This window comes from Gilvimarinus chinensis DSM 19667, assembly GCF_000377745.1.
Taxonomy (GTDB): Bacteria; Pseudomonadota; Gammaproteobacteria; order Pseudomonadales; family Cellvibrionaceae; genus Gilvimarinus; species Gilvimarinus chinensis.
The window spans coordinates 205564-223529 of the sequence record NZ_KB898711.1 but is presented as its reverse complement, the minus strand read 5'-3'; the positions used below and the strand labels follow the sequence as shown (position 1 = coordinate 223529).

Genomic DNA, 17966 nt, shown 5'->3' with positions numbered 1-17966 from the left:
CATTTTAAAGCATCACCTTCGATGAGCGGATGTATCGCTTACCCGTTATGTTTTTTTGTAACGGGTAAGTATTTCAGCTACAGAGATGCCAATTTCAAATTAAGAAGCTCATTACACTCGATTACAGGATAACGTTTTTTCTCGTTCTTTCGATTACACTCAGTGAATCTCCCTAAGGAAAAGCGGGTTTAAAGCCCGATAACATGGAGTCACTGTGATGCTTTGTCGAACTCTTCTGCTGATATTCGTTACTTTTGTGCTTGCGCCCTTGTCGGTGCTTGCCTCTCAAAGTATGAGTGGCGGCTCCATAAACGTGGACTTAGAGGCCGTTGACTGTACACAATCGGCCAAGCTCGGGGCATCCGCTCTGCCTTTACCGAGTTCTCTGCCGCTAGTGGATTACGAAAAAGCTCTGTATTCGTGGATCATTGATCGGAAATACGCTGAGCTGGGTTGGTGTCACGACAAAGAGGTGCGCGATACGGGACCTTTTATTAACGGCCAGTATCACGGTACCCACCCTGCCGTTTTAATTTATTACTCGCCCGAAATAATGACCTGGTTGCTGGAGCGCGAGCGTGATAGACACGCTGAAATTCCCGATGGTGCCATCATTATTAAAGAAATGTACGGTGCGCCAGCGCAAATTTATCGTGATATTCGCAGGCTTAAAAGCTCTGAGGAATATGAATCTATACGCTTGCAGCAGTTAGCGGACTGGACGGTCATGGTAAAAGACTCGGGTGCGTCTCATGATGGTTGGTTTTGGGGGAGCGTATCCGCTCCGACAATAGTTAACGGCAAGCTGCAAACAAAATCTGAGGCGATTAACGCCCAGCTGGATACTCGCGAGAATAATGACAAGAATAATTCCTATGTGGCCAACAACGGTGTTCGCTTATCGGGTTTTGGCATGCCGTGTCTGCGTTGCCACGCCTCTGCCGATAATGAATTAACGTTTTCCAGCCTGCGTAATATTAATGGTTTTGACGCAAATGGTGACCCGCTGCGGTTTCTGGACGATAATTCCTGGCGCAATGCCAGCCACTTTTCAAACTATCCACTGTCATTGTTGTTGCAAGACCCTGAGTTGAAAGCTGTGTTTGACATTCCATTGCAACAATTGACGTGGTCGACCCAGGAAAAGATCCGACGTGCGCAGGCTGATGCATCTTTTAACGAACATGACCGTGACGCTATGGTGGATACCGTAGCAAGCGCAGGCGCAACGGGTTTTTCAAAAAATGCGCCTAATGACTATGTGAATTCAGCATTTCTTCAGACGTTTCCGCAAATACCTGAATTAAAGCTCTCTCAAGTAAAAAAGTTTCCTCAACAGTGGCTGGACCATGTGGTGCAGAAAACCGGTAAGCCCAGAGAATATGTCACCTCGGATAACTGCATCGGCTGTCATGGAGGCTTGAGCGCTGACACGTTTGGCACAGCTATGTTTGTCGCTGCCGGGCCAGGGTACGGTGACGGTTTTGACTTGTCCGAGTACGGTGAGTGGCGTTATTCGCCCATGGGGCTGGCTGGACGAGATCCCATCTTTCACGCTCAGTTGGAAAGCGAGATGGCAATATTGGTGGAAGACGCCAAGCATCCCGAGGACTCTGGCTTAAAAGGGCCTTTAAAAGAAACTCAGCAAGCCGTAACCAATACTTGCCTGAGTTGCCACGGTGCCATGGGGCAACGTCAGTTGACGATGGACGCACATCAAAACTCAGGGTTGGATAAAAATTTCGACACTGATTATTTCTATTACACCGAGCAATTGTCGAAGGCTGAAAAAACCAGCGAAAAAGAAAAGCAGTACCAAAAATACGGGGCGCTTGCTCGCGAAGGTATCAGTTGCATGGTGTGCCACCGGATTGACGCGCCCAATTCACAAGCCGTCTCAAGCTGGATGCCTCCAAAGGGTTGGGTTAATGCCCACACCGCTGACAAAGAACTGGCTTATTTGCTGTTTCATAACTCTACCGGACGTTTTAATACCGCGCCAGCCGATACCCTTTATGGCCCATTTGCGGTGGCAAAAAAGCCTATGGAGCACGCGCTCAATCTAACCCCGACGAAAAGCGATTTTATTAAGAAGTCAGAGTTGTGTGGTACCTGCCATACCATCAACTTGCCGAATATTGGCTCTACCGATACCCACCTTCCGGTATTGCAAGCGGCTGAGACCAATCCTGTGTTTTCTGAATACCCGCACTCTATTGAGCAGGCCACTTTCCTCGAGTGGCAGAACAGTGCATTTGCTCGGGGTGACAACGCCCAAAGTTGTCAGGATTGTCACATGCCTTCGGGTTTCACCAATGATGATATAAACATTGAGCAACTGATTACTAAAATTGCGACGATAGAAGACAACCGTTATCCAGAAGCTGATCACGGCTTGCCAAATGCTGAGCTCGATGTGCCGCTACGTAAAGAGTACAAGCGTCATACGCATGTGGGGCTGAATGCCTTTTTATTAAGTATGTTTAAACAATTTCAGCCGGTTTTGGGGGTGGCGCCGCAAAGCTACATGACCGGCGCGTCCAATCTTGGGATTGATGTGGCCTTGGACAGTATGAAACGCCAGGCGCGTGAAGCTACTGTGGCTATGACTATCGATCGGCTGGAGTTCGAGGCGAACCACCTTGTTGTCGATGTCACAGCAAAGAATAAAGTAGGGCACCGATTTCCCAGTGGTGTTGCATTTCGTCGAGGGTTTATAGAGCTGCTGGTCAAAGACGGAGATCAACTTATATGGAGCTCGGGGCGCACCAACGATGCCGGTGTCATCATTGATCATTCTGGCAAGCCACTGCCAACCGAGTTTTTACCCGATGGCACCTGTGGTCACCCAAATAATAAGCCTGCGGGTTGCTATCAGGCCCATCATCAGGTGATTACGAGCGACCAGCAAGTGCAAATCTACGAAGAGCTTAACCGCGACAGGGCCCAGGCATTTACCACCAGCTTTGTGCACCGCGTGCATGTGGTAAAAGATAATCGTCTGCTGCCCGATGGTTGGCGATCGTCCTCTTACTTCAAGCCCCAAGGTGAAGTCATGACTCAATTTATGGAGGCGACTGACCCACACTTCGTTGCCGACGATCCGGACTATCGTGATCAAGGCATGGGGTTTGTGGGTAAGGATTCACTGCAATATCGTATACCCTTGGCGGATCATTATCGAGATAAACCCCTGACAGTCACTGCGACAATGTATTACCAAGCGATTCCTCCGTACTGGCTGAAGCAACGGTTTGACCTGGCTCCTGAAGGAGAGGCAACTCAACGTTTACATTATTTGGCCAGCCGCTTAGATTTAAACGAGACTGTACTTGAGCAATGGAAATTTAAATTAAATACTGCTGAGGCTAGAGTGACACCTTAGTCTCTGTCAGTCCTATTTACCGCGAAGCGCGAAGGTCTGTTGCGATGGTAATGGGTAAGCCATCAGCGACAGTTGCCTGGCCAGTAGATTGCGCACAGGGCTGTGCTAGACAGGATTGTGCTAAATAGACCCATGCGCAAACGCCTACCCATGACAGGCTCTGTACAACTCTTTAGCCATTTGTGCACTCGGCGAGCTGAACTCAGAGGCTGCATGGCAAAGCTGTTATTACCTAAACTTGCAGCATGGTAATGAGTGGACCTTTTACCACTAATGTTCCCTTAATGCCTTGATAAGCTCTTGTTTGTTTAGCTTTGAGCGCCCTGTAATTCCAATTTCCTGTGCCCGTTGGTACAGTTCGTTTTTATTCCAGTGCTCATACGCAGCCGCTTTTCCGCCTCGCTTGGCGGCTTTATGGCGCGGTGTATTGGCGATACGGGCAGCTTTTTCTTTGCTTGCCCCCTGGTCCCGTAAAGCCTCGTATTGCTCCTTGTCTTTGATGCTGGATCTAGCGTTTTTACTCACGGGGTTTCTCCTCTGTGTCCGCATATCAGCTGTTTGTGTCATCAAGCAAGTTGTGTTCCGTCGGTAAAGGCGGGTAAGGCCTCTGGTTATTCGGGGGCTGGCGCTGCTAGAATAAATGCGATCTAGGAGAAGGTAGTACCGTAATGAAAACTGAAAACAGCAGTCAGGGGCTCTTATTATTTTGGTTAACACCAACCCAGAAGTTTGCCTTAGGTACCTTAAAAATTCGTGAAATTGTACCTTTTACCAAGCTGACGCCAATGCCTGATTCGGCGCCATCGATTATCGGTGCAGCGAATATTCGGGGCACCACTATGCCGGTTATTGATATGGCCGCAGCGGTAGGGGCGCGTGGCTTAAGCGGCGATGAAGCTAAAGCAGGTTACATTGTTATTACCGATTGTCAGCGCAAAACCGTTGGGTTTTTAGTGCGGGCATTAGATCGTATTTCGGAAAAAAGCTGGCGTGAAATCGAGGCTCCGCCTAAAAGCCTGGGGCGTAACGCCTGTGTGACGGGAGTTACCCGGGTAGAGGATCAACTGGTTCAGGTTATTGATGTAGAGCATATATTCTCAGTGATTTATGGGGCTGAGGAAGTTCAGGCAAGTGAGAATTTACGCCCCGAGCAAGCGGCGCGTCTGCAAGCGTTAAACATACTGGTGGTGGATGATTCATCGGTAGCCCGTAAGCAGTTGTCCGATGCGCTTGACTATTTGGGTATTGGATATCGCATGACGGCTAACGGCCAGACGGCGCTGGATATCATGCGCGAGAGCGCCGCCAGCGGTAGCCCCATCGATTTACTGGTAAGCGATATTGAAATGCCTGGGCTAGACGGTTACGAGTTGGCATTTGCCGTGCGAGATGAACCGGCACTCGCCAAGGCTTATATTATCTTGCATACCTCCATTTCCAGTGAAATCAGTGTCAGTCAGGCACATCAGGTGGGGGCTAATGAAGCGCTGACCAAATTTGATGTGAATGAGCTGGTGCAGGCCATGTTGCGTGGTTCGGGCGAGGCTTGATCAGCTCGGTATCCACGTCGGACTCTTCCGCCAGGGGCCGATATTACTTAGGCCTCCTTTGCCATTACCTTATCGGCTTGAATGCCCAAGACCTTTAGCGGTCTTCTGTCTCAATCATTTCCTTATATTGCAATAATTCTTTGCCAGCATTGAATTTGGCGGGAAAGCCAAACGCTTTCCCCGGTTCAATCGCTGCTGCAGAGACAACCTATGTCACACCCATCTCAGATTGATCCCGCACTTAAGTCATCATCCGATAAACCCTTCAATCTGTTTTTCGTAGGGTTATTGGCGCTGGTTGGCGGTTACTTTTTAATTTGGGGGATAGATTACACCGCAGATCATCACCTGCCTATTTTCCTCGCTGCATCGGCCTTTGGATTGTTTATGGCATTCAACATAGGCGGCAATGATGTAGCGAATGCTTTTGGCACCAGTGTAGGCGCGGGTACTTTAACCGTTAAGCAGGCCTTGCTGGTTGCAGCGGTATTTGAGGTGAGTGGCGCGGTGATTGCCGGTGGTGAAGTTACTCAGACAATTCGCAAAGGCATTGTAGATTTATCCGGCTTTACCGTAAAACCGCTGGATTTTATTTTTATTATGATGGCGGCGCTCTTGGCCGCTGCGCTTTGGCTATTGTTTGCCAGTCGCAGGGGGTTGCCGGTGTCCACGACGCATTCCATTATCGGTGGCATCGTCGGTAGTTCCATTGCTCTTGGGACCATACTCGGTGGCAGTGACTCGGCGTTATCACTGGTTCACTGGGGGCAGATCGGCTCTATTGCCATCTCTTGGGTTTTGTCGCCACTGTTGGGTGGTTTGGTTTCCTATGCACTCCTTTCTCTGATTAAGCAGCATATTCTACGCTACAACGAACAGGCCGAGTCTGAGTTAGAGGTTATTCGAGAGGAAAAGCGAGAAATAAAAAAACAACATAAAAAAGATTTTGAACGTTTAAGCGAGATTCAGAAAATCTCGTATAACAGTGCCATGGCGAGAGATTCCCATATCTTTGTGGACTCTGATTTTAGTGAAGAAGATATTGAAACGGATTATTACCGCAAACTTTATGAAGTGAACGAACGTAAAAATAACCTTGAAGCAACACGTGCTTTGGAAACCTGGGTCCCTGTTATTGCGGCGCTAGGTGGCGCCGTTATCAGCTCTATGCTGCTGTTCAAAGGCCTAAAAAATATTGATTTACATTTAAGTACGCTGAATAACTTTTTAATTGTGGGAATGGTGTCCGCAAGTATCTGGATGGCGACTTACATTTATGCACGCACGTTAAAAAATACCTCTTTGAGTCGCTCTACGTTTTTAATGTTCAGTTGGATGCAGGTTTTCACCGCCTCGGGGTTTGCCTTTAGTCACGGCTCTAATGACATTGCGAATGCGATTGGGCCATTTGCGGCTATTCTCGATGTTTTGCGTACAGGTGTGGTGGGTGCTGAAGCAGCGGTTCCTTCGGTGGTGATGATTACTTTTGGCGTCGCTTTGGTGGGTGGTTTATGGTTTGTGGGTAAAGAAGTGATTCAAACCGTCGGGCATAATCTAACTCAGATGCACCCGGCGTCGGGTTTTGCGGCGGAACTGGCCGCTGCGGCCGTTGTTATGTTGGCGTCATTGCTGGGGCTGCCGGTCTCCAGTACCCATATTCTAATCGGTGCAGTGCTTGGTATTGGCTTGGTGAATCGGCAGACGAACTGGTCACTGATGAAGCCCATCGGTTTAGCCTGGATCATCACCTTGCCTGCGGCAGGTCTTTTATCGGCAGGGTGTTTTTTAGTGTTAAGACAGCTCTTTTGACGCTGGGGTGGCACCCCGGCCGGAGTGCCTGGTCGGTCTATTGATTACCCTTGGCTCAACTCTTTGCGCACAGCGCTTTCGATTCTCTCGCCAATGTTTTGATCGATATTTTTCCAGTACTCAAAGGCGCGCTGCAGTACGGGTTCGGAAACACCGTCGCACAAGTGACCGGTGACGTTAGAGACTAAGCGCTCTCGAGCGGCATCGTCCATAACATCGTTAATCAGGGCTCGAGGCTGTACATAGTCATTGTCGTCGCGATGCAGGGTGTAAGCTTCGCGCACCATGTCACCGCTGGCACCAAAGGTTTCCATGTTAGGTGCGCGCTCAGGGTCAGCGTGCGGGCCACCTTTAGAGTTGGGGGCGTAAACGGGATCGGTGACGTTTTCGGTGCGCATGGCGCCGTCTTTAGTGTAACTGTGTACTGGGCACTGGGGCTTATTTACCGGAATCTGTTTGTAGTTAACGCCCAGGCGGGCGCGATGGGCATCGGCGTAAGCGAACATACGACCCAATAGCATTTTATCTGGGCTGATGCCTACGCCTGGCACCATGTTGTTGGGCTCAAAAGCGGCTTGTTCAATTTCAGTGTGGTGGTCGGTGGGGTTACGGTTCAGGGTTAATTTACCCACTTCAATAAGTGGGTAATCTTTGTGAGGCCACACTTTTGTTAAGTCGAACGGATTAAAGCGGTAAGTCTCAGCGTCCTTAAAGGGCATAATTTGCATTTGCAAAGTCCAGCTAGGGTGGTCGCCTTTTTCTATGGACTGGAACAGATCGCGAGTGTGGTAATCACCGTCCATGCCCGCCATTTTATCGGCTTCTTCCTGAGTCATGCACTCAACGCCTTGGTCAGATTTAAAATGGTATTTGACCCAGAATCTTTCACCTTGAGCGTTTACCCACATGTATGTGTGCGAAGAATAGCCGTTCATGTGACGCCAGTTTCGTGGAATGCCGCGGTCACCCATTAGCCAGGTGACCTGATGGGCCGATTCGGGCGAGAGAGTCCAGAAGTCCCATTGCATGTCATGATCACGCATATTGTTATCGGCGCGACGCTTCTGCGAGCGAATAAAGTGTTGGAATTTCATGGGGTCGCGGATAAAAAATACCGGGGTATTATTACCGACTAAATCATAGTTACCTTCACTGGTATAAAATTTTACGGCAAAGCCGCGTGGGTCGCGCCAAGTGTCAGGGCTGCCACGCTCGCCTGCCACGGTAGAGAAACGCATGAGTACATCCGTTTTGGTGCCGGGTTGAAAGACAGCCGCTTTGGTGTAAGCACTGACATCGTGAGTGACTTCAAAATGACCGAAGGCGCCGCTGCCCTTAGCATGAGGTTGGCGCTCAGGAATGCGTTCGCGGTTAAAGCTGGCCATTTGTTCAACCAGTTGGTGGTCGTGCATCACAATTGGGCCATCCGGACCAACCGTTAGGGAGTGTTCATCGCTGTTGACGGGAATACCGGCATCCGTAGTGGTGTACTTATCGTTGCTCATCGTGTTCTCCTTGGCCAGAAAAAGTTACATCGTATTGCAAACATTGCATTGCATATTCGCCGTTAAGCCCCTTGGCGGGCTTAACTAACCATAGTTGGCAAACGGTGTTCCAGCCAGATGAAAAGCTTGATAGTGTTTTTTTATTCCTTTGATTAACTTACTCTATAGTTAGGCCTAATTGTTTTTTCGCGAGCCTCACAAGCTCTGGGTCAAAGGGGGGTGGCTTGATATCGACACCTTTGCTCAGGCTGTGTACCAGAGTTTTTAAGACTTCAACGCGTGCATGGCGTTTGTTATGACCTGAAATGATGTGCCAGGGACAGGCTAGGGTATCGGTATAGCGGACCATGTCGTTGATGGCGAGTTCGTAATCTGGCCACTTTTCACGATTGCGCACGTCCTCCATGGTCAGTTTCCAGCGTTTATAGGGAGCGTGTAAACGCTGAACGAAACGTTCCAATTGTCGCTCTTTGTCGATATGAATAAACAGCTTAACAATACGTGCGCCATCGTCGGTTAATAAACGTTCAAACTCGTTTATCTCTTGGTAAGCTCGCTGCCATTCGCTGGGTTTAGCAAAACCTTCCACTCGCTCGACCAGCACTCGGCCGTAATAGCTGCGGTCAAAAATGGCTAGGCAGCCGGCCTCGGGGAGCTTGGTGTAAAAACGGTAAAGGTAGTGCTTTTGTTGGTTTTCCAGTTTGGGTGCACCAATAGGGTGAACCGTGCAGCCGCGTGGGTCGAGTTTTTCGGTAACCCTGCGAATCGCACCGCCTTTACCCGCGGCATCCCAGCCTTCAAAAACAATAATGGCGCGCCTGCCGCTGTGGTAATACGCCTGCTGCACATGCAACAATTTCTTTTGCCACTTCTTGAGTTCTGCTTTGTAGGTGTCTTTTTCCTTGATAGCAGGGCGCTTATTGTCAAAATCGCGAATGTCGATATTCCTGTTGCGCAACTCAATATCAGATGGGGTATACATTGAAGCTCCTTGCGTGATGATGTGGCCAGCGTAATATACTCACTCGGCTGTTAGCTTTCACAAGCCTTAAGTATGCCAATAATCGTCCTTTTAGGTCATAGGTTAGTTTATGTCCAACGTTGTTCCGTTTAAACGCCCAAGTCCCGCTCAAAAGCACAAAGGTAAAACTCTGTGTCGCAGCGGGTTTCATAAGTGGGAAGTGGTTACCAGCCAACAGTTTGATGTTAAACAGGGCAGGCTGGTTACTCGCTATCGGTGTCGGCGCTGCGGTGAAGAAAAGGTGGAGGCAAGGTGATAGCTTACTCGCTCAACGCATTGCATCAGAGCGTTGCGAGTGCTGAATTGTGTTAGCGGGGCCTGATGGCTAAAACGGTTTCTTTGAGACGGTGGGGACGGGAGATTTTAAGACAGGGAAAAGAGACCGGTAAGGCGGAATTAGAAAATACATAAGGGCGACCGAGAGGTCGCCCCGATCACTGTTTTAGTGCTCATGACCGCCTGCGCCATGGGCGTGGCCGTGCTGCTGCTCTTCTTCAGTGGCTTCTCGCACTTCGGTGATTTCCACATCAAAGTTCAGGTCTACGCCTGCCAGCGGGTGATTGGCGTCAACGGTAACGGTGTCGCCATCAACAGCGGCAACGCTGACTACCTGAGTGCCATTCTCGGTTTGAGCGTGAAACTCCATGCCCACTTCAATTTTATCTACACCGGTAAACATGTTGGCAGGTAATTCCTGCATCATGGCTTCATTGCGCTCACCATAGGCTTCGGCAGCGGGTACGGCAACTTGCAGTTTGTCCCCAGCTTGCTTGCCCGCCAGCTCTTTTTCCAGGCCTGGAATAATATTGCTGGCACCGTGCAGGTACGCTAGAGGCTCGCGACCGTCGGAAGAGTCGAGCACCTTGCCGTCCTTATCGGTAAGGGTGTAGTGAAAACTGGCGATGCAGTTGTCGGAAATAATCATAGTGAATGCCTTTGGTTTGGTGAGTGTATTAAAAATGAGTGAGTGTCACTCAAAACTCGAGATCTTTTCACCATCGATCTCGGATTCATGAATATAAATGGTGTACTCGTCGTCACCTTCCTGCTGTTGCATACGCACTAACAGGTACTGATACTCTGGCGCCATCCAGGCGTAGGTCACGCGGTCGTCGTCCTTGCGGGTGCGCTCGACTTTAACGGTTTTTACCTCGCCGAGCGGAGTGTCTAAGACTTCCTCGCCAACGATGGCAAAGGTGTACTGCTTAATACGGCCGCCATCGGCGATGTCGTACACCAGGTTTTCGTGCTTGCCGGCGATTAAATCGCGCTGCAGCTGCATCTGAAACCCCATCTTGTCCATAACGCCCGGATGAATGTTCATTTTCCAGGGCTTGTCTTCGACGTTATTGGTGACCTTGCCCGTCTCCCAATTAAAATCGAGTTTTGCATCCCGGTCACGACCTAAGCCGCGACGTTTGTATATGTATTTTGTTGGCTGCAGCTGCTCTTGCGTGGGCCAGCTGAAATAGCTTATTTCTTCAATGCTGGCGAGCATCGAGTCGGCAAAAAAGCGCAGCTTTTTGCCCTTGGCCGTATTACTCAACTCATGGGTTACGGTAATGCTGAAGCCGTAATATGAGGCTTTATAAATGTTTTTAAAGGTTTCCGGAGTTTTTGCTTGGGGCTTGGGTGCCTCAGTCTGAGTATCGGCCTGAGCGTTCAGGCCGATCAGCAAGGCGATTACAGAGGGGCAGATGAATCTAAGTAGTCGGCTCATAAAATCCTTATGACACGCATGAATGATTACGCGGATGAAGACCTTACTTGGTAACCACAAGAGGGTAAAGGTTCACCGTCGAGCTGAACTTGATTGCCCGCCATGGTCAAACGGCCTTCGGCAAACCATCCTACCGCCAAGGGATAAATAATATGTTCTTGCTGCTGCACCCGGGCGGCCAGAGTGGTGGCGTCATCGTCTGCCAACACAGGTACAACCGCTTGAACGGCAGCCGGGCCCCCGTCGAGTTCGGCGGTCACAAAGTGTACGGTGACGCCGTGTTCACTATCGCCCGCATCCAGCGCACGCTGGTGGGTGTGTAACCCCTGATACTTAGGCAGTAAGGACGGGTGGATATTGAGCATGCGGCCCAGGTAGTGGCCGGTAAATTCTGGTGTGAGGATGCGCATAAAACCAGCCAGTACCACTAAGTCGGGCCGGTAGCTGTCGATTTTCGCGGCCAGGGCCTGATCAAACTCTTCGCGTGAGGCAAAGTTTTTGTGATCCAGCGTGACAGCCTCAATACCCGCCTCGCGGGCGCGCTCAAGGCCGCGCACGTCGGGACGGTTACTGATAACACAGACAATCTCGATGGGCAGGTTGCCGGCTTTTTCAGCGTCAATCAGTGCTTGTAAATTGCTGCCGCTGCCGGAAATCAGCACCGCAACACGGGTGCGATTGCTCATGGAGTTAAGCCTTGCAGTTCCACTTGTTCTTCACCGCTGGCGGCCGTGGCGATGGTGCCCACTTTAAAGGCGGTCTCACCGGCTTTGTTCAGCTGCTCAATGGCGTCGTCGGCGCGGTCGGCGGGCACGGCGATAATCATGCCTACACCACAGTTAAAGGTGCGGTACATTTCGCGGGATTGAATATTGCCCGCCTGTTGCAGCCACTGGAACACAGGAGGCAATGCCCAGGCATTGGTGTCAATAACGGCTTTAGCGTATTCTGGCAGAACCCGGGGAATGTTCTCTAACAGGCCGCCACCGGTAATGTGCGATAAGGCATGCACCGGCAGGGTTTTGATCAGCTCAAGCAATGGTTTTACGTAAATTTTAGTGGGGGCCATCAGTGCATCGGCAAGGCTTACGCCGCCGCAATCTTGCTGTAAATCCGCGTTAGCCACTTCAATGACTTTGCGAATCAGTGAGTAGCCATTCGAGTGTGGGCCGGTGGATGCCAGGCCAATCAGCACATCGCCCGCGGCAACTTTACTGCCATCAATCAGCTCGCTTTTCTCGGCAACGCCAACACAAAAGCCTGCCAAGTCGTAATCGTCGCCTTCGTACATGCCGGGCATTTCGGCGGTTTCACCGCCTACCAGCGCACAGCCTGCCTGACTGCAGCCTTCACCAATGCCGGTAACCACATCAGCCGCCACATCAACGTTCAGCTTGCCGGTGGCGTAGTAGTCGAGAAAGAACAGAGGCTCGGCGCCCGCCACCACCAAATCGTTGACGCACATGCCCACCAGATCAATGCCGATGGTGTCGTGCTTGCCTAAATTTATGGCCAAACGCAGCTTGGTGCCCACGCCGTCGGTGCCCGATACCAATACAGGTTCGCGGTAGCCAGTGGGCAGTTCGCACAGAGCGCCAAAACCACCCAGGCCCGCCATTACTTCGGGGCGGCGGGTGCGTTTAGCCACACCCTTAATACGTTCTACCAGGGCGTTACCTGCATCGATATCGACACCGGCGTCTTTATAGCTTAACGAGGTGGGGGTGTTTTCGCTCATAGCGCTTGCTGTTTCCGTCGTTGTGCCCGGGAACCGGACAGGTTGATCTCAAAGGCGCGTATTCTACCGGAAAATCACGACAAATTCCGCTGTCTTGATGCTGTGTGAGCAAAGCGTAAATTTGCCTGCTACAATGCCGCCTTCGATGAGTCCTTGCCTGACTGGGAGAGAGAACCCTGATTACTCGAATCTGGCTACTATTGACACTTTGGCTAATGTCGGCCGTTGCTGTGCAGGCCGATCAAGTTATCGCGCTTTATGACGCTCAAGAACTGGTTAAAAGCCAGTCTCAGGCGCAGCGTGAAGCGGCCGCTAAACACGCCTTGGCAAGGGTTATTGTACGTGTGTCCGGGTCGCAACAAGCGCTGGACGCTGAGCCTGTTAAGAAGGCTTTAGCTCGCGCCCAAGATTACGTCTACGAATACAGCTATGCCAATAGCGACGAGACACTGCCGGGCATTGACGGCGAGCCGGTTCCCGCCTCACTTATAAAGCTGAAATTCTCCTCGGCCCTCATCGAGCAATTACTGCGCGACAGCGCCTTAACCTTTTGGCCTGCCAACCGGCCTCTGGTGCTGATTTGGGTGGTGAATAATGACTCTGGCCGAGTGCAGTTGGTGAGCGACGCCGACGCGTGGCAAAGCTTGCGTCAGGCCGCTGAGCTGCGCGGCTTACCGATCAGCTCGCCACTGTTTGATCTGGAAGACCACTTGGCAATGCCGGCTGAGAGTCTTTGGCAGCTGGATGAGGCGCAAATTCGCGAAGCTTCGGAGCGCTACCGCACAGACGCTATTTTAGTTATTCGTTACAGTACGTTATCCGACGGTCAGTTGCGCGGTGATTGGACGCTACTGCACTCCGAAGGCGATGCATCCTTTGATGGGGTGGCCGACAAGGCTGACTCGCTACTGGAAAACGCTGTTAACGATGTCGCGGATCGTTTTGCTGGCCTGTATGCGATTAACCCCAGCGAATCCGGTGCGGCTAATATCGCTTTGTGGGTAGATAACGTCGACAGTTTTGCGGCTTATAAGCGCGTTGAAAATTATTTGACGTCACTAGCCTTAGTACGACGTGTACAAATGCACAGTGTGAATGAGCAGGGTTTGGTGCTAAAGCTTTTTACTGAGGGCGATGTGATCCGTCTGGAGAATACTTTGGCTTTGGATGACACTCTACAGCCTGTTTCTGACAGCGTCAGCTTGTCGGATAACCGGTATCAGGTTCGTGGTTCCATGCAGCGTCCGTTGCGTTATCGGCTGGCAGGGGAGGGTGCTCGGTGAGTTCCATTCCTCAGCAGCTATCGTTAGGGGTCAGCCTTAAAGATGACGCTACGTTTGACAATTTCTACGCCCCCGACGGTTCAGCCAACGCTCAGGTGATTGCCGCCTTAAACCAGCAGGTAGAGGGCACGGGCGAGCAGTTTATTTATTTATGGGGTGGTTCTGGTGCGGGCTTGACTCACTTGCTGCAGGCCAGCTGTCACTACGCCGAATCGCGTCAATTAAGTGTTCAGTATTTACCGCTGTACGATGTAACAGGCTTTGCCCCTGATGCTTTGCTCGACGGTATGGATCAGCTGAGCATGGTCTGCCTTGACGGCTTGGATGCTATTGCGGGCAAGCCTGACTGGGAGCGAGCGCTGTTTAATTTGTACAATGCGTTACGTGACAGCGGCCACTTGCTGCTGGTGGCGGCCACCGGCAACCCCCGCTCATTACCGGTTGAACTGCCCGATTTGCGCTCGCGCCTAATGTGGGGGGCGACTTTTCAGGTGCATAGCTTATCGGACGAAGATAAAGTCAGGGCTTTGCGAGTGCGCGCCCGCGAGCGTGGTTTAGAGCTCAATGAAGAAGTGGCAACGTTTATTGTGCAACGTGTGCCTCGTGATATGAACCAGCTGTTTTGTTATTTGCATCGTTTAGATCACGCCTCTCTTGCTGAACAGCGAAAACTGACCATACCCTTCGTAAAAAAAGTATTGGGCTTATGAAGGGTGAGGTGAACGATCTGCAGTAATTTTGTTGGCGGCTATTGATTTGCCAGCAAGCGTTTAATTTTCCCCTCTAGCTTTTTAGGTTTTGTGATGGGAGCGTAACGTCTCTGCGGGGTGCCGTCGCGGGCTACTAGAAATTTCGTAAAATTCCACTTGATTTCATTTCCCATCAGTCCTGGGCAGGCCTCTTTGATAAAAGCAAAAACAGGATGGGTGTCAGGGCCGTTGACGTCTATTTTTTCAGTGATTAGAAAGTCGACACCATAGTTGACTAGACAGCCATTTTTAATTTCATTGGCGTCGCCTGGTTCCTGCTCACCAAATTGGTTGCAAGGAAAACCAATGATTACCAAACCCTCTGTGTTGTATTGCTTGTGCAGCTCTTCCAGCTCTTCGTACTGTGGTGTAAAGCCACATTTGCTGGCGGTATTAACCAACAGCAGCACTTTGTTTTCAAAGTCGGCAAAATGGATGGTATCGCCGTTAAGGCTGTTGATTGAAAAGGTATGAATTTTGGCCATGGCGGTTTCCTCAAATCGAAGAGTCTTATCATAGCGTTGGTGGGTGAGTGGATCAAAGTCACAGGCGCGATACTAAAATGAGCTTGGCAGTGGTTTATGCCAGCTATAAAAGCTTCGCTCTGATAGCGCGCAAGAGTAGATGATGAATCGTGCAACGCAGATTGCGTTTGAAACGATGCGGGTTACCAGCTTTGTTAACGGCGCCAACGTTTATTCACAAATTTTGACGTGGGTCTCACCCGTGGTAAGTGGCCAGATGGCGGGCTCTCCCAAGCAATCCGTGGCAAAATTGACGGTAAAGCGGTTTTAAATACCAGTGCTGGGCTGTCCAAGGCGGATAAACAGTACTATTCTTGCGGCCTTTATCAACAACAATAACTGGAGTGGTTATGAGAGTACTCAACACAATTAAACGAGCAGCTATGCCAATATTGGCGGCTTTGTGTCTCAGTGTATCTTCATTGGCTGTTCAAGCGCATGAACAGCACGATCATGGCGATGAGCGTATTTTTGAAGGTGTATCGGTGCAATTGTGGTCGGTGAAGGATAACGTTACCGAAGACGTAAAAGGCACTTTAAAGCAGCTGGCCGACTGGGGGTTTGACGGTGTCGAGCTTGCGGGCAATTTGGGCGAATTCGATAAAGATGCCGAAGCCTTTAAATCGTATGTTGATTCTTTGGGTTTGGAAATTTCTGGCGCTCATGTTGGGTTTGATCAACTTAGCGACGAAAACTTTGATGCGACCGTTAAATTTTATAAAGCGTTGGACGTTGAATGGCTTATCGTGCCAGCCGACGGCCGTGCATGGAGCGACGATGGCATCGAAGAGATCGTAGCAGACCTCAATACTATGGCAAAGCGTTTGAAGCCTCATGGTATGAAAATCGGATACCACAATCACCAGGACGAGTTTAATGCCTATGGCGATACCACATACTGGGAGTACATGGCGGATAACACCAGTAGCGATGTGGTGTTACAGTTGGATGTCAGCTGGGCGTATTTCGCCGGTGTTGATTCGGCAGCCCTGATCAAAAAGTACGGTGATCGTGTACGCGCTGCTCATATTAAGTCGCAAATGACCACCGCGACCGCCGTAATGCCCGAGATTAACAAAGCCAACCCAGGCAGCTGGGGTGAAAAAATGGGTCTGGTATTCGCTGAATTGAACAAAGCTACCGCCGCTGACAATGGTGTGAGCGCCATTGTTGGCGAGGATTTGGTCGATTGGGCCGAGATTATCGAAGCCTTTAAGAAAACCCCTAAATCCACGTGGCTGGTGATTGAACAAGAGGTTTATCCGGCCGATATGACACCCATGCAGGCGGTTAAGGCCTCTAAAGATGGGTTAATGGAAATATTATAAACCTAAAGACTCAAGCGCCGGGCCTAGTGGCTCTGGCGCTTGCGCATGGAAAGAGAGCTCGTAAGCCTTATCAGGCAACATAACAGATTCACCAATCCCTTAATTTATTTCTCCCACTTTATCTATCCCCCCTCTTATTTATTGTTCACAGTCAAGTCAATCTGACCGTAGCTTCCAGGGGCGTCTTAACCTTCTAACAACGCCTTGGCGTGGAATCTGCTTCACAGTTATTTGAATATCAGGCTTTGAATACGATGGAGGAGGTATGCCAGTAGGCGAGGTAATTCTTGCGGGCGCAGGAAGCGTGGTGCTTCTTTTAACGTTAGCAGACGCACTCATTACGATTTTAAGTGTACGCGGAGGTGGCCCCCTGACGGCTTTTGTGTCGCGAAAGATTTGGGGCGGTATGCTTAAAATTCATCAAGTTCGTAAAAGCCATAAGCTTCTATCGGTAACCGGGCCGGTATTGATGCTAGCTGTGGTTCTTGCATGGTACGCGTTGATGTATTTAGGCTGGTTTTTAGTGTTCAGTGCATTTTCTGGGAATATTGTTTCCAGCTCAACCTTAGCGGAAGCTCAAAGTCTGGAAAAGCTGTACTTTACGGGCGTAACCATTAGTGGGTTAGGTTATGGCGATTTTGTGCCGCGTGCATTTCCCTGGACAATGTTGAGTACAGTGGCGGTGTTTAGCACAACCTTACTTACCTCTCTGAGCCTGTCGTATATTATTGGTGTGGTGCCTGTTGTTTTGCAAAAACGACAATTAGCACAGCAAAATAATGCAGTGGTGGAAGATTGGAGCGGAAAATTAAAGGACTTAACCAACCCGGATGATGTGAACTTTATTTGGCAGCAATTATTTTCACTGCAGTTGGATGGCACTAAGTTTTCAACCAAATATGGCGCTTACCCTATCGCGGCATACTTCCATGCCGCCGATAGCCGCTCTGCTTACCCCATGGCTTACTTAAAAGCTGCAGATACAATGTTTTATGTAGTTAATCATCCAAGCCGTAAAGATCGCCCCACTTATGCTGGGGTGGAGACATGGAAGCGTTTATTGAAAACGCACGTGGCGAATATGGAGGCGGTAGTGGATATTGATGTGCTGGATGGCATGAGCCCGGATAACCATCTCGACGCTCCTGCTGAGTTTTTATCCATGCAATGCAGTCAATTTACGTGGAGTGAGTATGCACTGCTGCGCCATAAATTGGTGCTGGCGTGTTTATACGATGGTTGGAGAGATAATTAAGATTCTTAGCGTTTAGCTGGTGGCTCTTTACGGGCTCTGTTTAACCCCCTCAGAGGAAACCTCTGAGGGGGAAACTACCCAGATAAAATGCAATTACTC

At 50.1% G+C, this 17966-nt stretch carries 16 protein-coding genes; 8 read left to right on the top strand and 8 right to left on the bottom strand.

What is annotated here, in order from left to right; genetic code table 11:
* The first annotated feature begins 217 nt into the window (after nt 1-217).
* Nucleotides 218-3385 carry a hypothetical protein gene (locus D568_RS0115715; RefSeq protein ID WP_020210560.1) on the top strand — a complete coding sequence of 1056 codons (3168 nt, stop codon included), beginning with the start codon at nt 218-220 and terminating at the stop codon, nt 3383-3385.
* 270 nt (nt 3386-3655) lie between these two features.
* Here the strand turns inward: D568_RS0115715 and D568_RS0115710 are convergent, their stop codons facing one another.
* Complete coding sequence (locus D568_RS0115710) at nt 3656-3910, bottom strand: DUF7218 family protein (protein ID WP_020210559.1); 255 nt, start codon at nt 3908-3910, stop codon at nt 3656-3658.
* A gap of 143 nt (nt 3911-4053) precedes the next feature.
* Between D568_RS0115710 and D568_RS0115705 the strand changes: the two genes are divergently transcribed.
* Entirely contained in the window at nt 4054-4935 is an 882-nt protein-coding gene (locus tag D568_RS0115705; RefSeq protein WP_020210558.1) for a chemotaxis protein, read from the top strand.
* Nucleotides 4936-5145: 210 nt separating this feature from the next.
* Complete coding sequence (locus D568_RS0115700; RefSeq protein WP_020210557.1) at nt 5146-6744, top strand: inorganic phosphate transporter; 1599 nt, start codon at nt 5146-5148, stop codon at nt 6742-6744.
* A 44-nt stretch (nt 6745-6788) separates the two neighbouring features.
* Here D568_RS0115700 and D568_RS0115695 read toward each other — a convergent pair whose 3' ends face one another.
* Together D568_RS0115695 and D568_RS0115690 are read right to left on the bottom strand one after the other, a co-directional pair.
* Nucleotides 6789-8249, bottom strand: coding sequence for a catalase (locus tag D568_RS0115695; RefSeq protein WP_020210556.1), 1461 nt, complete (start codon nt 8247-8249; stop codon nt 6789-6791).
* A gap of 157 nt (nt 8250-8406) precedes the next feature.
* Entirely contained in the window at nt 8407-9231 is an 825-nt protein-coding gene (locus D568_RS0115690) for a polyphosphate kinase 2 family protein (protein ID WP_020210555.1), read from the bottom strand.
* Between the two features lie 109 nt (nt 9232-9340).
* Between D568_RS0115690 and D568_RS0115685 the strand changes: the two genes are divergently transcribed.
* Nucleotides 9341-9526 carry a hypothetical protein gene (locus D568_RS0115685; RefSeq protein WP_020210554.1) on the top strand — a complete coding sequence of 62 codons (186 nt, stop codon included), beginning with the start codon at nt 9341-9343 and terminating at the stop codon, nt 9524-9526.
* 186 nt (nt 9527-9712) lie between these two features.
* Here the strand turns inward: D568_RS0115685 and D568_RS0115680 are convergent, their stop codons facing one another.
* The 4 genes from D568_RS0115680 to purM are packed head-to-tail and all read right to left on the bottom strand — an operon-like array spanning nt 9713 to nt 12728.
* Nucleotides 9713-10195, bottom strand: coding sequence for an FKBP-type peptidyl-prolyl cis-trans isomerase (locus D568_RS0115680; RefSeq protein ID WP_020210553.1), 483 nt, complete (start codon nt 10193-10195; stop codon nt 9713-9715).
* A 45-nt stretch (nt 10196-10240) separates the two neighbouring features.
* Complete coding sequence (locus D568_RS0115675) at nt 10241-10990, bottom strand: DUF3108 domain-containing protein (RefSeq protein WP_020210552.1); 750 nt, start codon at nt 10988-10990, stop codon at nt 10241-10243.
* 26 nt (nt 10991-11016) lie between these two features.
* Nucleotides 11017-11676, bottom strand: coding sequence for a phosphoribosylglycinamide formyltransferase (gene purN, locus D568_RS0115670; RefSeq protein WP_020210551.1), 660 nt, complete (start codon nt 11674-11676; stop codon nt 11017-11019).
* Entirely contained in the window at nt 11673-12728 is a 1056-nt protein-coding gene (purM, locus tag D568_RS0115665; protein ID WP_020210550.1) for a phosphoribosylformylglycinamidine cyclo-ligase, read from the bottom strand. Before purM ends, purN begins: the two co-directional genes overlap by 4 nt.
* Nucleotides 12729-12943: 215 nt before the next feature.
* Between purM and D568_RS0115660 the strand changes: the two genes are divergently transcribed.
* Together D568_RS0115660 and hda are read left to right on the top strand one after the other, a co-directional pair.
* Nucleotides 12944-14011 (top strand): DUF2066 domain-containing protein, encoded by a 1068-nt coding sequence (locus D568_RS0115660; protein ID WP_020210549.1) that lies wholly within the window; start codon nt 12944-12946, stop codon nt 14009-14011.
* Nucleotides 14008-14721 (top strand): DnaA regulatory inactivator Hda, encoded by a 714-nt coding sequence (gene hda, locus D568_RS0115655; protein WP_020210548.1) that lies wholly within the window; start codon nt 14008-14010, stop codon nt 14719-14721. Before D568_RS0115660 ends, hda begins: the two co-directional genes overlap by 4 nt.
* A gap of 38 nt (nt 14722-14759) precedes the next feature.
* Here the strand turns inward: hda and D568_RS0115650 are convergent, their stop codons facing one another.
* On the bottom strand, nt 14760-15245 hold the full coding sequence (locus D568_RS0115650; protein WP_020210547.1) for a glutathione peroxidase: 486 nt from the start codon (nt 15243-15245) through the stop codon (nt 14760-14762).
* A 389-nt stretch (nt 15246-15634) separates the two neighbouring features.
* Here D568_RS0115650 and D568_RS0115640 point away from each other — a divergent pair, with 389 nt between their 5' ends.
* On the top strand, nt 15635-16612 hold the full coding sequence (locus D568_RS0115640; RefSeq protein ID WP_020210545.1) for a sugar phosphate isomerase/epimerase family protein: 978 nt from the start codon (nt 15635-15637) through the stop codon (nt 16610-16612).
* 265 nt (nt 16613-16877) lie between these two features.
* Nucleotides 16878-17867, top strand: a complete 990-nt coding sequence (locus D568_RS0115635) for an ion channel (RefSeq protein ID WP_020210544.1) — start codon at nt 16878-16880, stop codon at nt 17865-17867.
* Nucleotides 17868-17966: the final 99 nt, after the last annotated feature.